The organism is Bacillus cereus group sp. MYBK79-1, from assembly GCF_051915365.1.
Classification (GTDB): Bacteria; Bacillota; Bacilli; order Bacillales; family Bacillaceae_G; genus Bacillus_A.
Genome location: NZ_JBQAEO010000001.1, coordinates 166,552 through 181,201, shown reverse-complemented (window position 1 = coordinate 181,201; position 14,650 = coordinate 166,552). Strand labels below are relative to the sequence as shown.

Genomic DNA, 14,650 nt, shown 5'->3' with positions numbered 1-14,650 from the left:
GGTTCTTGGTGTTTTATTTCATTTAACGAAAGCACCTGTTTGTTGAATAAAAAGTGCTTTCGTTATAGAGCCGTTGACTTTTTAAACAAAGGTATGTACCCTCCACTAGGCCCATAAGCAACTCCAATTTCTTTCCATCCATATTTTTCATAATATCCGTTAAGATCCGAAGTAAGATAAAGAAATTTGTATCCTCTTTTTGCTGCTTCTATTAATCCATGATTCAACAATTTTGCTCCTATAGAGTTGCCCCTAAATTTTTCATCTACAAACAAACACGCTAGCCATGGGCTCAAATCTTGACGACTATTTAAATCATTGCGAATTAATGCATACGTTCCGACAATCTTATCATCTACTTTTGCAATGTAAAAACTCGGTATGTCATTTGGATCAGTTAAAGCATTAGTCATACAATCTTCATAAAATGCACGCCCACCTGCCTCCCCCCATTCTTTCCAAAAAACATCTATTGCCTTATTAAATAAGTCATCCTTCTTTAGTAATTGAATAATTTCCATAAAGCTACGCCCCCAAAAAGTATTATTTAATGATTGTAGAACTTACTAAATTTAAAGTTTTTCAAGTATCTTTATTTTTTATGTAACTAGCTATAATTTCTTTACTCTTAAATATAGCCTTTTCATATATATTCTCTTATCGTTCTAAATAAAAAAACTTACTACCTTGTTTTTCAAGAGTAAGTTTTTCTTCTCATTATTTTATGATAGGTAAATGCATTATAATTTGTTGACCAATTGGTCCCATTCTTCTAAAGCCTTTATCTTGGAAGCCGACTTTTTCATATAAATTTTGTGCCGGAATATTTTTTTCATTCACAGCAAGTACAACCTCATTTTTTATCGGGAAATAACATTTTACAAACTCTTGTAATAATGCCAATGATTTTTTAGCATATCCTTTTCTTTGTCTATTTTGATTTACAGAAAACGAAGTTAAAAGTAAAGCATCTTGATTGTTTGTGAACTCCTGTACTCTATCCCCTGTTTGCAATGCAAAAAGACCAACAGGTACCCCGTTGTAATCTAAAATAACAATCACATTTTTTGTTCGATCACTTTTTGCTTTCTCCAATAATTCACCTGGGTCTGATGTAAATCGAACTTGTTCACTTGGTAAAGTAAATGTTTGTATAACTTCTTTATATTTCTCCTTATACGGAACTAATTGAATTTCCCCTGTATGTATGTTCATGCGAAACTCTCCCATTTTTCAACTTATTAACTTAAACCTTGCTGCTCTTTTGAATGCACTTTTCCATCTAAAAAGGTAATTTCAACTAATGCAGTTGGATCGCTTCCTTTCCAAGCAAAAATTTGCTTAATTTGTGTAGAATCTTCTACACCTTCTTCTATAAGTAAATTACCATCAAAACCAATTACATCTTTCACTTCTGTATAAGTCATTCCTTCATTTATATTCGAGAAATGATTTATATTAATAGATTCTTTCTTCTCACTTTCCATCACAGTAGAAGAAGTCGCTGTTTGTTTTTTCACTTCTTTCTTCTGTTCGCACGCTGTCATACTGAAACCTAAGCATAAACTAAAAAATATTAATGCGCTTTTTTTCATCATAACAGTTGTCCCTCCCATCATAATTAAACCATATATTCCTTTGAAAATAAACTGAATATTTAATATTATATTAAAAAACCCTGTACAATTTTGTACAGGGTTAAGGTTAACTTTTTTTATTCAAATGATTATTTGATTGGTCATTCTGTTCTTTTCTCAGTTCTCGTTCTTCATCTTTTGGTAATTGTTTATCATTATCTTTAACTGGATCCGTTTCTCGATTTTCAATCATGTCATTTGGAACTTGTGGCATTACCCGGCCAACAATTGCAGCTAACTCATCAAGTATACCTTCACCTGTTTTTCCTTTTTTAATTTGCTTTCCAATTTGTTTCAGTCGTTCATACGTATCAACATCTGCTACAACGACTGCATTAGCACCCTCCGGATCGTTTTTTAAACTTTCTGCAACAGAGTATTTAATGGACTCCACGCGAGTTCGATCGAGTTTTGCTTTTACATCAATACCTACAATAGCATATTTCCCAACAACTACAGCAGTTGCATCATTCACACCTGGCACACTTGCGGCTAAAGATGCTAAATGGTCCGCTGCTTTTTCATTTGGTTTATTTGGTTTATTCGTATAGTTTACATTTTTCATCAAAACATTTTTTTGCTCTGGTTTTTCGTTTGGATTATCCTTTTTTCCAATACTACATCCAGTTATAAACAAGCAAATCATCAACATGTATATTAGGCTCTTCATTATTCTCACCACTTTACTATTAAAGTTTAATCATAAATTTTTTCAACAGCTTGCATTTTCTTCACTTTTTCCTCTGCGCCGCTATTTGCATTAATGAAAATTTGATACGTATCTTTCCCTAAAGTACCTATAAATTCATAGCAAAGTACTTCGTTATGCAAATCATTCACTACGACAGCTTTACGTTCTTCCATAACTTTAACATCTGGATTGATTTTCTTTCTTGCTTCTGCTGCAGTTAGCTTTGCTGATGGAACTGTTCGTTTTTGATGTGATGCTAAATATTCTTTAGCGGAGAATCCAACGATTGAACCGTCATCTAAAGCGATTTTCATTTGGATTGCCTCTGGATAAATTCGTACGCCATTCTCATTTACTACATACGTAAATACACCAACGTTATCATATTGTGAGCTATCATAAAGCTCCATATTATTAAACTTATGGTCCTTTAAGAATTTCAAACCTTTACTTCCTGCATCGTTTAAACTAATTTTCTGTTCTTTAATTTCTCGATTATTCATTACCCAAATTGGATATCCACCTTTTCCGGTAATATCCATATAAAACTCATTATTCGTTGCTGAATCTTTAATTTTCACACTATAGAAAGATTCTTTCGCACCTTTTCCGCTTTTCTCAACATCGACTTTTTCATTTCCTTTTAAATTCAAAAACGACTTTGCAATTTTCGCTGCTTCATCTTTAGAAATCACTTTTCCTTCAGCTTCAAACCCGCCTTTTTTATTTTTTTGCGCACTTGTAAAGGTTGGTCCGAAGTTTGTAGATGAATACGATGTTACATTTTTTTCTACTGTCTTTAATCCGTCAATAATTGTATTGTCTGCAGGATCACGATTTGATGCGAGTGCCATCTCAACATCCATCCAGCGTAAATTATTTTTCAAAACAAGATGTTGTACTTTTCTTAGCTCATCTTGAATGTTACCTGCGTTTGAATATAACGTTTGCAATGTTTTATATTCTTGATCGTTTAGCGGTTCTTTTTCTAAATCACGTATAGCCGCACGGTAACTAAAATCACCGATATTTGCTAAAAATTCTTCTGTTTTATTAAATGGCATTAATGTTAAAGGAAGTTGTCCTACATCTGAACGAGCTTCCGATGTTAATCTCCATACGTCTGCTAATGCAGGTGATAAAGATGCACGTGAATTCATCGCGAGCGTTGTTCCAATTTTGTCATGCAATAAATCAACCTCATATGCTAAATCATGAAACGCACGTTGATAGCTATTTTCTGCTCGAATTAATACTGCATTCTTCTCTTGATGCTCTTTATAACCCCAATAACCTGTTCCAACTACACCGACTGTTAATAATACAATTATAATACCTCGTAACATAGTTCCACCTCCGCTCTATTTACAGAAAATATGTTTCCCAATCTTTTTAATTTGTGGACGAGTCCAAATCCATTTACTTGTTGCTGTATCTGGATTGAAATAATACAATGCGTTTCCTGTTGGATCCCATCCATTTAGCGCATCTAATACAGCTTTTTTCGCTGTTTCATTTGGCGTTAAATATATTTGTCCATCCGCAACTGCGGTAAAGGCTCTCGGCTCAAATATTACACCTGATACGGTATTTGGGAACGATGCACTTGTAACACGATTTATAATAACCGCAGCTACTGCAACTTGTCCTAGGTACGGTTCACCACGAGATTCTCCATATACTGCGTTTGCCATGAGCTGAATGTCATTTTGAGAATAGCCATTTGGAACATTTGTCCCTTTATTTTGAGGTGGTTTATTTTCTTTTGCAGTACCACCACTATTCCCTTTATTGGCCGTTGACTTGTCATACTTCGTTGCCTTTACGAGCATTTGCTTTGTTTTAGCCCCTGCTAAACCATCAACTGGCAATCCAAATTTTTGTTGGAAATTTCGAAGTGCCCAATATGTACCCCATCCGAAAACACCATCCACTTTTCCCGTATAAAATCCGTTATATTTCAAACGAGATTGCAGTTCAATAACATCTTCGCCAGATGCCCCTCTTTGAATGACTTGGTTAGAAAAGGCTTCTACATTTTTCAGTTGTATACTACTGACCATCAAAGATAGTCCTATGAACGCAAGTAAAACTGCTATTTTAAAAATAGCTTTTTGGCGCATAATTTTCCCTCCTTAATTATGTAAATGATTTCTTGGTTATGTTTTGTAAAAGCCTCGCTTTTATGTAAAGAAGACAAAAAAATCCAAACTCATATCGTCAAAAAAATATGTAAACAATATAAAAAAAGATAAAAGGAGTTAATCATGAAGAAATTGTTAATGCGTGTCGCACTTGTCATTCTTTTCATAACAACAAGTTCAAATATATATACCGGTCCATCAATTGTTCATGCCCAGCCACCCTATGCTAAATGGGGGAAACTTGCTGTAGAAAAGACGAAAGAACAATACCCAAAAGCGGAGATTATTGATTACCTTCATATAGGTAGAAAACCAAAAACCGTTCAAATAACAGTTGAAAAATTTAAATTGTGGCTACGTGAAGATGGAAAAGAATATGGTGTTTTTGTTGATGTTGAGTTTGAAACGAAGACGGATAAATTTATAAAGATGTCGTTTCAGAAGACAAGTCGGTAAAGTAAAACTTTAATGGATATGGATTCTAAATTCCCGCCATCTTTAAGCACTTTTTACCATTTAAATCAAAGAAAACTCTGTCTTTATTTACAGACAGAGGTTTCTTTATATAAAAATTCAAGGAATGCTGGTATTTCATTTTCTTGTATACTAGCTATTTCCCTAAAAGATTTTCCGTTCTCTAATAAAATCCCAACAATCTCCCATCCAGCAAAGTATGCTTCTCTGTAATGATTCGTTGTACCTTTTCCAAAAGTAAACTTCATGGAGTATTCAGGAGAAGACTTATGTAGATAAGGATAAATTCCCGTTAAGATTTCATCCCTTACACTTTGACACGATGAAAACCAGCCTTCATAATGTTCAATATAAGATTCAACTTTATGCCCAGGGACTAAATATTTACTAACTTGAGTCGCTAATCCTTCTTGTAATACTGTAGAACCAATTGAACATTGCCAACTATTTGAAAGGTTTGCTGTTTTAGCGTGAACAATATGTGTCAATTCATGCGCTATCATAATTTGAGATTCAGCTGTACCGTTTTCAATAGGTAAACATAAAGCGACTCCTCCATCATAAGTTGGTGCTACAAAAGGGTTGTCATCAAAAGCACCTACAAAATAAACTACCGTTATACAAATGTTTTCTTTACAATTTAATAATTTCTTTACTTCCTTTAAATATGTCTCAATAATTTGTAGTTTTGGTTCCCAGTTTATTATATACTCCAACTTTTTTTCATATTTTGTCCAAGCATTTCTCAAAAGTTCTCTCGCTAAATTCGTTCCTTCATCTCCAGGTGGAACTGCAGCAAAATTATAATGCTCTTTCCAAAGTTCCCAACGTTTTTCTTCATCTATTTCTCCGTGACTAGCCTTCATATAAAAATCTAAAAACTGTGGTATCATGTTTAAAATTTCAATTTTATCCACTGGCAACCACTCCTTCACTTATTGTTTATTATTTCGTTATTCCTATGATAAACCCTTCCAAAAAGAAATCCCCCTTTAAAAAGGAGGATTTCTTTTTGATACTAAAAATTGATTTCCTAATATTCCTAATTAGGCACAAGACGCTAAATAAGGATATCATTTTCCACTCCTCATACATGCTCTCTTCTTATATGTGATTAGAATGCTCCTGTACATGCTCAATAAACACTTTCAATGGAACAAGTCCACGTTTTGGCATATGACTACTTATTACAGCAACGAGCTCTAACTGCGGAATGATAACGATGTATTGCCCGCCATATCCCATAGCAAAATATATACAATACGGTATGTGAAATCTTTCGTTATTCAATACCCACCAGTGATATCCATACGCCCCAACATGTTCATACGTTTCAAATAGAGCTGTACTTGATTCTTCTATCCATTTCGATGATACAATTTCATTACCCTGCCAATATCCATTCTGTAAACATAATATTCCGAGTTTTAATAAATCTTTAGATTTCATTTTCATACCGAAACCACCGACATATATTCCTTGGGGATCTTGCTGCCACTCATATTCGGCAATGTCTAGCGGTTCAAATAAATACCTTTTTGCAAATTGTTCTGTCGACATTCCAGTTACTTCTTGAATAATATAGCTGAGCAAATGCGAAGACCCTGAGTTATAATTCATTTTTGTAGCGGGTTCTTCAATTATTGGTTTTTCTACTATGTACTGCACCCAGTTTTCCGATTCTACAAAATCATTTGGAAACACTACTCCATTTCCGAACTCTTTCCAATCCTCACCTGTAGTCATCGTTAATAAATGGTACAGAGTCAAATCCCGCTTTTCCTTAGATACATTTTCAATCCACTCTGTAATCGGTTTATGTATATCATTTATATATCCTTTGTCGATTGCAATACCAATTAATATAGATACAATGCTTTTGGTAATCGAATTTATTTTAAATAGATTATTTTCACACTCTAACGTTTTATAATACTCAGTTGTTAACTCACCTTTTTGATAAACAAGAAATGTATTTACTTTTTTCTTTTCAAATTTATTTTCTAGTTGCTTGAAATCCAAACCTTTACCTCCAATTAAATCATTACTTGATTTATTATATCTTGTTACTTCAATTAAAACATAATTGTGATCAAATAAAAAAGAAACCTGTCAGTAGTGAACTGACAGGTTTCTTTTTTATAATTTCGTACGAACATTCCAAAGCTCTGGGAAGAAACGTTGATCAAGTACTCGTTTTAAATAAGATACACCAGAAGAGCCGCCTGTTCCCATTTTATGTCCAATAATACGTTCTACCGTTTTCATATGACGGAAACGCCATTGTTGTAGCCAATCTTCGATATCAATTAATTTTTCAGCAAGCTGATATAAGTTCCAATATTTTTTCACATCGGCATACACTTCTATCCATGCTGCTTCTACTGTTGCATCTTCTTCATAAGGCTGCGTAATATCACGATTTAACACATCTTTATGAATAGGGAATCCTTCTTTTACAAGTGCTTGAATTGCGACATCATACAAACTTGGTGCGTGTAGCGCCATATGAAGGCGAGCGTGTAATTCTGGATCTTTTTCATAAATTTTTAAAGCGTGTGGTGTTTTATAGCCAAGCGCATACTCAATCATACGATATTGATAAGATTGAAAACCAGAAGCTTGACCGAGTGAGTCACGGAATTCAATGTACTCTGATGGAGTTAATGTCGCAAGAATATCCCAAGATTGAATAATTTGAGACTGAATTTTTGATACACGTGCTAACATTTTAAACGCTGGTTGTAATTTATCTTGTTTAATAGATTCAATTGCTGCGTTTAACTCATGTAAAATAAGCTTCATCCAAAGTTCGCTTGCTTGGTGAATCACGATAAATAACATTTCATCATGATGGTCTGATAATCTCTTTTGAGAAGATAGTAAACTATCTAATTGTAAATACTCCCCGTACGTCATATTCTCTTTAAAGTCCGTATGAATTCCTTTTTCCATAATTACCTTTTCGTTTTCTTTCATATTAGCCAAACGCCCCTTTTATATAATTCTACTTATATTGGCCTAATAACTGCTCGAACTGGACTTCCATCTGCATCTGTTAAGGCAAGTGGTAATGCGATTAATTCATAATCTCCGTCTGCTACATGATCTAGTACGACATTTTCTAAAATGTGTATGCCATGTTTAAACAATTGATGATGCGCTGCTAATTCTTTATCGTCTAATGGATCAACTGATGGTACATCCACCCCGATTAAACGTATACCTTTCTCTGAAAGAAATGGTGCGATATCTGCACGTAAATACGGGATTACATCTGGGAATTCATTCGCTTTTCCGTGTGAAGATGTGCGTAATAGCAAGCGTTTCACGCCTTCTAAATGAAAGCTTTCTAATTCCTTTTTCCCAATGCTTTCAAGATTAGAAACATCAATGATTCGCGTAGGTCCGACATAAACTTGAATATCTAAATCTAACACTTTCTTTCCTTCATTATCAAAATGAAACGGTGCGTCAATATGAGTACCTGTATGAATACTCATCGTTAACTTTCCGACATTTACCGACCCGCTTTCTTCTTTTGACCATGAAACTTCATACGAGAACGGTGTATCCCCTGGCCAAGTCGCAATTTCATTATTTAGCGGTTGTGAAATATCAATCCACTCTGATGATTTCATGTTTATGCCACAACCTCTCGCTTATTTTCAAACTTCTTATATTCTTCATCTTTCATGATTTTCTTTAAAATTTGAACAGAATGCCATACTTCTTCATATGTGTTATATAAAGCAACTGGCGCAAGTCTTACACCATTAGGTGCACGGAAATCAGGGATAACTCCATTTGCTTTTAGCGCTTTACAAATGCGTGCTGCTTCTGCGTGCTCTAAATAAATGTGCCCGCCTCGTTTTTCATCCTCTAATGGATTTCCAATTATAAATCCGAAATCTTTTAATTCGTGATCAATTAAATTCAGCATATATCTTGTAATATGTAGCGATTTTCCGCGTAAACGCTCTATACCAGCATCTTTAAAAATTTCAAGAGAACCAATTAAAGGTGCAGTACTTAATACGTGCGGTGTACCAATTTGATAAGCACCTGCATGATCAGCAGGTGTTAATGTATGTTCCATATCAAACTGCTTATCTTTTCTAGAACTAAACCAACCTGATAATCCTGGAAGTCTATTAAAATGCTCTTTATTTACATATAGCCCCGCAACTCCACCAGGTCCTGCATTTAAATATTTATAATTACACCAAATAGCGAAATCAACATCCCATTCTTTGAAATAATGCGGAATAGAACCGATTGAATGGCATAAATCGAATCCGATATGAATACCACGCTCATGTGCTTCCGCTGTTAAACGTTTCATATCGAGAATTTGGCCGCTTCTATATAGTACAGAAGGCAATAAAATTAACGCGATATCATCTGTCATTGCGTGAATAATATCATCTTCTGAAAGTGTTCTACCATCGCGGCTCTTCACTCGTACTAAATGCTCATCTGGATCTAATCCTTTTAAACGAATTTGACTTTGAAGTGCATATATATCTGACGGGAATGTTAATTCATCCGCAAGAATTTTTGTACGTATTCCTTTTGGCTCATAAAATGTCGCAATTACTTGATGAATATTTGTAGTCGTGGAACCGGTTACAATAGTTTCTTCTGGTAAAGCTCCAATAAGAGGTGCAGTCAACTCACCTAATTTCTCCGAGAGGAAAAACCATGGATGCTCACCCTCTGTCCAGCCGTCAATGCCATACTCTTTCCATGAATCTAGCAAAGTGAGTAACGATTTCTCTGCTCTTTTTGAAAGTAGCCCTAATGAGTTTCCATCTAAATATATCGTTCCTTCTTTTTTATAGAATTCAGTTTGAAAATCTTTCAGTTCATCATGTTTATCACATTCAAGCGCATATTCATAAGTTGGTTGAAATGGTTCTTTATACATGGTGTCACCTTCTTTTAATTTTCTTTTTATTCTAACTAATTGAAATATATCACCTTAGTTGATATAACGTCAATGATATTATGTCAGTTGACTTTATATATGAATTTCTTTTACAATACAGTTATATTTTCAGATATTTCAGTATAAAGAGGTGGTTCTTTGAAAAACAATACTCTTTCATCAAGAAAACACCGCTCCTTAGAAACAAAGAAGAAACTATTACACGCTGGTTACACTATTTTTATACGTAACGGATTTCAAAAAACGACAGTTACACAAATTATTAAACATGCAGAAACCGGTTATGGCACCGCATATGTATACTTTAAAAACAAAGATGATCTTCTCATTGTTTTAATGGAAGATGTCATGAATCAATTTTATGATATTGCCGAGCGCTCCTTTTCGCCTCAAACGAAAGAGGAAGCACATAAAATGATCCAAAATCAAGTTAGAGCATTTCTGCAACTAGCAAAGAAAGAACGAGCTATTTTACAAGTAGTAGAAGAAGCGATCGGATTATCAAAAGAGATACGTCAAAAATGGGACGAGATACGGGAACGCTTTATAAACAATATTATGCAGGATATTACATACTCTCAAGTAAGTGGATTAGCAAAGACTGAATTAAATAAAGACATTGTAGCACGTGCTTGGTTTGCGATGAATGAGATGTTTCTTTGGACGATTGTGAAAAATGATAAAAAATTAGAGTTAGAAGAGATAGTATATACATTGACAGATATGTATACGACGGGGTTATATAAATAGCACACCTTCAATAAATAAGGTGTGCTATTTTACATCTATAAAAATATTTTATCTGGGTATGGTAACGCTAAAACTGGTTTTTACTTATGAAGTCTCAAATAATAGTATTGAAATTACTAGAGATCCAGGTCCAGGAAAAGTTTTACATACAGAGCCAATACATTTATCAAGTATGAAAGAACTCATTACAAAGTCTAATGATTGGCGTACATCTCCTGTATTCAAGAAAATTCAAATTTTCGGTTATATCGATAGCATTCCAACTTCTATTCATGATAATGTTTTAAAACGATATTTCCAAGGTAAGAAAAGAAAAGAGAACATAACCTTACCTCTTCCGAACTTGCTTATTGGATAACAGAAAAATTTCGTATTGATAAAGAAATATATGAAAGAACTATTAAGATTTTCAATGAAAAATCTTCAAATAAGAAAAGCGTTACTCAATCCTTTGAGTAACGCTTTTCCCTTAAGATCTCTTTAATATTAATTTTCTTTATTATAAGCAGTTTCTACACATTCTGCTAGACGCTCCATTTGTTCCATAGTTAAACCTCGTGAAATCCAGCCTGTTAACTTATACATAATTTTATAATAAAGATTACTAGGCTCATATTCTGAAATTAATGTTAATGCTGTACCTTCCTCATCTTCTTCTAGCATATAAGTCATCGCTGAATAACCTTGCTTCATTTCACTACCTAGTGAAATAATATGTGGTGCATCGTATTCAATGATTTCTACTTCTGCCTCAATTATTTTCTTACCGACTTTTTGAACAGATATATATTTATCTCCTACACACGGATTCTCTTTATCCATATTTGAAGGATAACGATTTTCTATTATAAACGTATTCCATTCTTTTATTTTTTCATCCTCTATTATATACTCACATACTACATCAATTGGTGCTTTTATTACTATTTCTAGTGCGAAACTCATTAAACTGCCCCTCTCAAATACCCTATCCAATTCTATTTTAACTAAATCATTATGCCATATTTTATATAGTGAAATACAAGTAGAATTTTCACTTTTATTAAGAGAATGTTTATCGTAATAAGAAAATCATTTTTCAGTAATTTAAATAGGTATTCATATACAATATTTTATAAACGATACAACAATTAAAAATAAAGCCACAAGTAGTAAAGCAATTCCTATACTTCTATTTTCTTTTTCATTATTTTTTAAATTTTGCACTCCCATACTAACTAACATAAACCCTAAAAGCGTTTGTAAAATTAGCACACTCTGTTTCGAAGCATCATTCCAGCTATAAATGACATACCCCATTACAATAATTGCAAGTAAAATCGTTAAGATCCTATTCATACGTAAATCCCTCCTATTCAAAAAGAAGCCGCTAAGTTTCCTTAGCGGCTTTATTAACAATTTATATTTACAAAATTGCTTTTTATGAATTTGATATAAGTTCAAAAAAATTTCTAACCAATATAACTACGTATGTTAGCACACCTTTTCTTTATTTAGTCTACTTACAATCCCAACTAAAAATTTATATTCAATCCTCCTCTTCTTAACCTTTTTAAACCCTTCTTTCGTATCAAAAATAAAACAAGTTTTCCGAAACCACATTCGTACATATAAAGACTCAAAGTAAATTGGTTTTATAATTCCTCGTTCCTCAAATTCAGTTCCATCTTTATTTTCAGTTTCCGTTCGAACGAACCACCTATTTCCGATGCCAATTTCAATATACTTCACATAAGTCCCCCTTCCGGAAATTAATTTCTAACTATTCTATTATTTCCCCGGTAAGCGCACATTCCGACAGAACATGAGCCCACAAAGAAAAAGTAGATTACAAAAATCTACTTTATAGCTTATATTTTTGCATTCGTTTATAAAATGTACTTCGAGGTACATCTAAAAGTTTTGCAGCTAATGAAACATTTCCGTTCGTCTTTTCTAGCGCTTCAATCATGCTATCACGCTGTATTTTTTCACGGAAATTTAATGTATGCTCTGTTTTGTTTTCTTCTTGCAATGCAAGTTGATTTTCATTTCCCATCATTGTTTGTAATAAAAAAGAGATTTGTTTTTCGCATATTTCCCGTCCTTGCGACAAAATGTAAATACGTTCTAATACATTTAATAATTCCCGAATATTTCCGGGCCATGTATGCTGTGAAAATTGATTACAAATACTCGTCGGAAATACAACATTCCAATTCTTTCGTTCACAAAAATCTTGTATGAAGTAGGGAATATCCTCTTTTCTTTCTATTAACGATGGAACATATAACGGATAAACATGTAAACGATAATATAAATCTTGACGGAATTTCCCTTCTTCTACTAATCGTAGTAAATCTTTATGTGTCGCAGTAATAATACGAATATTTACCGGTACCTCTTTTGAACTGCCAATTGGGGTTACTGTTCGTTCTTGTAAAACACGTAACAATGCTACTTGCATCTCTGGCGGTACTTCACCAATTTCATCTAAAAATATTGTCCCTCCGTCTGCTTGTTCGAATTTCCCTTTATATCCTTGGCGCCGTGCACCTGTAAACGCTCCTTCAGCATAACCGAACAATTCACTTTCCATTAATTCTTTCGGCAATGAACCGCAGTTAACAGCTATAAAAGGACCATTTTTTCTTGGACTATTTTCATGAATCGCTCTCGCTACATATTCTTTCCCTACACCTGTTTCACCACAAACATATACACTAGCATCAGTTGGGGATACTAGCTTAATTTCTTCTAAAGTATGTTGAAAAGCATTGCTTGTCCCAATAACTCCAGGGAAAGTAATTCCGTTTATAAATGGGGAGGTTGAAAATACATTTCCTTGTTTATTTTCCTTTACATAAATACATTTCCCGATCATTCTACCATTACTATATACTGGTACTCCTAATTTAGATTTCAATCCATATTGCATTAAATCTTCAAGTTTCATTCGTGACCAATTAGAAACTCGTTCTCGAACCTTCTTGCTTGCAGAAACGATAACATCACGATGATTACAAATGACAACTTGTTCATCACTGTCAATTACATCTAAAAAACGATGGATTAAATGTAGTTCATTTTGATCCACTCGAATACTACATTCACGTTCAATCGCATGTGCAATTGAAGTTACCATCCCGAGCATATATGGATGTGAAAATTCAATTGGACAGGAGAAATCTAGAACACCAATTAATTTCCCATCATCATTATGAATGGGAGCGGCCGCACAGCTCCAGCTATGAGATGCGACAGAGTAATGCTCTGTACCACTAATCATAATAGCCTCTTCAATCTGTAACGCGGTTCCTATCGCATTTGTACCAACAGCTGCTTCCGTCCATTTCACACCTTCAATGAAATTAATATGTTTCGCTCGTTTCAACGTTTGTTGATTTCCACTTAACGATAGAACGTAACCATCTGGATCGATTAATAATGCCATCATTTGCAGTTCATCAATGGTTTTTCTCATATTTTGTATTTGAGGTATTGCTATATCAAGGAAGATTTCACTCTTTTTCTTTTGATCCTGAAAAATATTAGAAGACAAAATTTTCTGACCTTTATTCATATGAGGATTCACATTTGCTTGTTTACATCGATGCCATGACTCTGAAATTCTTTCATTTATACGATTCGAATCAAGTACCCCTTCATCAACGAACTTTTTCCACGTATGTAAGTAAAACGGTGAAGCTAACATTGTATCATCTCCCTATTCATTGTTTTGGAGATTTGTAAAAACATACTTATATTATAAAACTGAATAAAAGCGTTTTCAATAAAACTAGAAAGACGACACAAATATGTTAATAATTTGAATATCTTATTGCGCTTCTTTATTCTTTTTTAGTAGAACTATATTTTGTATGATGGACGCAAAGAAAATACATAACCAAAACCACTTTTGTGGATTGCCGTTTATAAAGAAAACTGTCACCGCTATTGCAAATAAAATGGTAGATGCTAAACTAAAATATAATTTTGTTTTAATTCTCATTATCCCTCACTC

General features: G+C 33.7%; 18 protein-coding genes and 1 pseudogene. 3 read left to right on the top strand and 16 right to left on the bottom strand.

Annotation, left to right across the window (positions count from 1 at the left end):
• Positions 1–62: 62 nt before the first annotated feature.
• From ACTFOB_RS01060 to sleB, 6 genes are all read right to left on the bottom strand, one after another.
• A complete protein-coding gene (locus ACTFOB_RS01060; protein ID WP_151582935.1) occupies positions 63–521 on the bottom strand; it encodes a GNAT family N-acetyltransferase in 459 nt (152 codons plus the stop codon).
• 196 nt (positions 522–717) lie between these two features.
• Positions 718–1,215, bottom strand: coding sequence for a GNAT family N-acetyltransferase (locus tag ACTFOB_RS01055; RefSeq protein ID WP_440024770.1), 498 nt, complete (start codon positions 1,213–1,215; stop codon positions 718–720).
• A gap of 26 nt (positions 1,216–1,241) precedes the next feature.
• On the bottom strand, positions 1,242–1,598 hold the full coding sequence (locus tag ACTFOB_RS01050) for a hypothetical protein (RefSeq protein ID WP_151582939.1): 357 nt from the start codon (positions 1,596–1,598) through the stop codon (positions 1,242–1,244).
• Positions 1,599–1,704: 106 nt separating this feature from the next.
• Positions 1,705–2,307 (bottom strand): YhcN/YlaJ family sporulation lipoprotein, encoded by a 603-nt coding sequence (locus tag ACTFOB_RS01045; RefSeq protein ID WP_440023996.1) that lies wholly within the window; start codon positions 2,305–2,307, stop codon positions 1,705–1,707.
• A 26-nt stretch (positions 2,308–2,333) separates the two neighbouring features.
• On the bottom strand, positions 2,334–3,674 hold the full coding sequence (gene ypeB, locus ACTFOB_RS01040; protein ID WP_440023994.1) for a germination protein YpeB: 1,341 nt from the start codon (positions 3,672–3,674) through the stop codon (positions 2,334–2,336).
• Between the two features lie 15 nt (positions 3,675–3,689).
• Positions 3,690–4,451, bottom strand: coding sequence for a spore cortex-lytic enzyme (sleB, locus tag ACTFOB_RS01035; RefSeq protein ID WP_440023992.1), 762 nt, complete (start codon positions 4,449–4,451; stop codon positions 3,690–3,692).
• 144 nt (positions 4,452–4,595) lie between these two features.
• Here sleB and ACTFOB_RS01030 point away from each other — a divergent pair, with 144 nt between their 5' ends.
• Positions 4,596–4,928: a DUF3889 domain-containing protein gene (locus ACTFOB_RS01030; RefSeq protein WP_440023990.1), complete on the top strand. Its 333-nt coding sequence runs from the start codon at positions 4,596–4,598 to the stop codon at positions 4,926–4,928.
• A gap of 83 nt (positions 4,929–5,011) precedes the next feature.
• On the opposite strand, the gene ACTFOB_RS01025 is transcribed toward ACTFOB_RS01030, so the two are convergent.
• From ACTFOB_RS01025 to kynU, 5 genes are all read right to left on the bottom strand, one after another.
• Positions 5,012–5,863 carry a DUF2268 domain-containing putative Zn-dependent protease gene (locus ACTFOB_RS01025; RefSeq protein ID WP_440023988.1) on the bottom strand — a complete coding sequence of 284 codons (852 nt, stop codon included), beginning with the start codon at positions 5,861–5,863 and terminating at the stop codon, positions 5,012–5,014.
• Between the two features lie 187 nt (positions 5,864–6,050).
• Positions 6,051–6,968 (bottom strand): serine hydrolase domain-containing protein, encoded by a 918-nt coding sequence (locus tag ACTFOB_RS01020; RefSeq protein ID WP_440023987.1) that lies wholly within the window; start codon positions 6,966–6,968, stop codon positions 6,051–6,053.
• Positions 6,969–7,085: 117 nt separating this feature from the next.
• Positions 7,086–7,925 (bottom strand): tryptophan 2,3-dioxygenase, encoded by an 840-nt coding sequence (kynA, locus tag ACTFOB_RS01015; RefSeq protein ID WP_440023986.1) that lies wholly within the window; start codon positions 7,923–7,925, stop codon positions 7,086–7,088.
• 32 nt (positions 7,926–7,957) lie between these two features.
• Positions 7,958–8,587 carry an arylformamidase gene (gene kynB, locus ACTFOB_RS01010; RefSeq protein WP_440023985.1) on the bottom strand — a complete coding sequence of 210 codons (630 nt, stop codon included), beginning with the start codon at positions 8,585–8,587 and terminating at the stop codon, positions 7,958–7,960.
• Positions 8,588–8,589: 2 nt separating this feature from the next.
• Positions 8,590–9,876, bottom strand: coding sequence for a kynureninase (gene kynU, locus ACTFOB_RS01005; protein ID WP_440023984.1), 1,287 nt, complete (start codon positions 9,874–9,876; stop codon positions 8,590–8,592).
• Positions 9,877–10,035: 159 nt separating this feature from the next.
• Here kynU and ACTFOB_RS01000 point away from each other — a divergent pair, with 159 nt between their 5' ends.
• Both ACTFOB_RS01000 and ACTFOB_RS00995 read left to right on the top strand, forming a co-directional pair.
• Complete coding sequence (locus tag ACTFOB_RS01000; protein ID WP_440023982.1) at positions 10,036–10,647, top strand: TetR/AcrR family transcriptional regulator; 612 nt, start codon at positions 10,036–10,038, stop codon at positions 10,645–10,647.
• 79 nt (positions 10,648–10,726) lie between these two features.
• Positions 10,727–11,106 (top strand): annotated as a pseudogene (locus tag ACTFOB_RS00995) (hypothetical protein); the annotation flags it as partial.
• A gap of 27 nt (positions 11,107–11,133) precedes the next feature.
• Here the strand turns inward: ACTFOB_RS00995 and ACTFOB_RS00990 are convergent.
• The 5 genes from ACTFOB_RS00990 to ACTFOB_RS00970 form a co-directional block, all read right to left on the bottom strand.
• The gene (locus ACTFOB_RS00990; protein ID WP_440023980.1) at positions 11,134–11,592 is read right to left on the bottom strand and encodes an SRPBCC family protein; all 459 of its coding nucleotides are present in this window, start codon (positions 11,590–11,592) and stop codon (positions 11,134–11,136) included.
• A 153-nt stretch (positions 11,593–11,745) separates the two neighbouring features.
• The gene (locus ACTFOB_RS00985) at positions 11,746–11,985 is read right to left on the bottom strand and encodes a DUF3953 domain-containing protein (protein WP_440023978.1); all 240 of its coding nucleotides are present in this window, start codon (positions 11,983–11,985) and stop codon (positions 11,746–11,748) included.
• A 135-nt stretch (positions 11,986–12,120) separates the two neighbouring features.
• Positions 12,121–12,378, bottom strand: coding sequence for a DUF3977 family protein (locus ACTFOB_RS00980; RefSeq protein ID WP_440023977.1), 258 nt, complete (start codon positions 12,376–12,378; stop codon positions 12,121–12,123).
• 112 nt (positions 12,379–12,490) lie between these two features.
• On the bottom strand, positions 12,491–14,341 hold the full coding sequence (locus ACTFOB_RS00975; RefSeq protein WP_440023975.1) for a sigma-54-dependent Fis family transcriptional regulator: 1,851 nt from the start codon (positions 14,339–14,341) through the stop codon (positions 12,491–12,493).
• A gap of 123 nt (positions 14,342–14,464) precedes the next feature.
• Positions 14,465–14,638, bottom strand: a complete 174-nt coding sequence (locus ACTFOB_RS00970; protein ID WP_192797589.1) for a hypothetical protein — start codon at positions 14,636–14,638, stop codon at positions 14,465–14,467.
• Between the last annotated feature and the right edge of the window lie 12 nt (positions 14,639–14,650).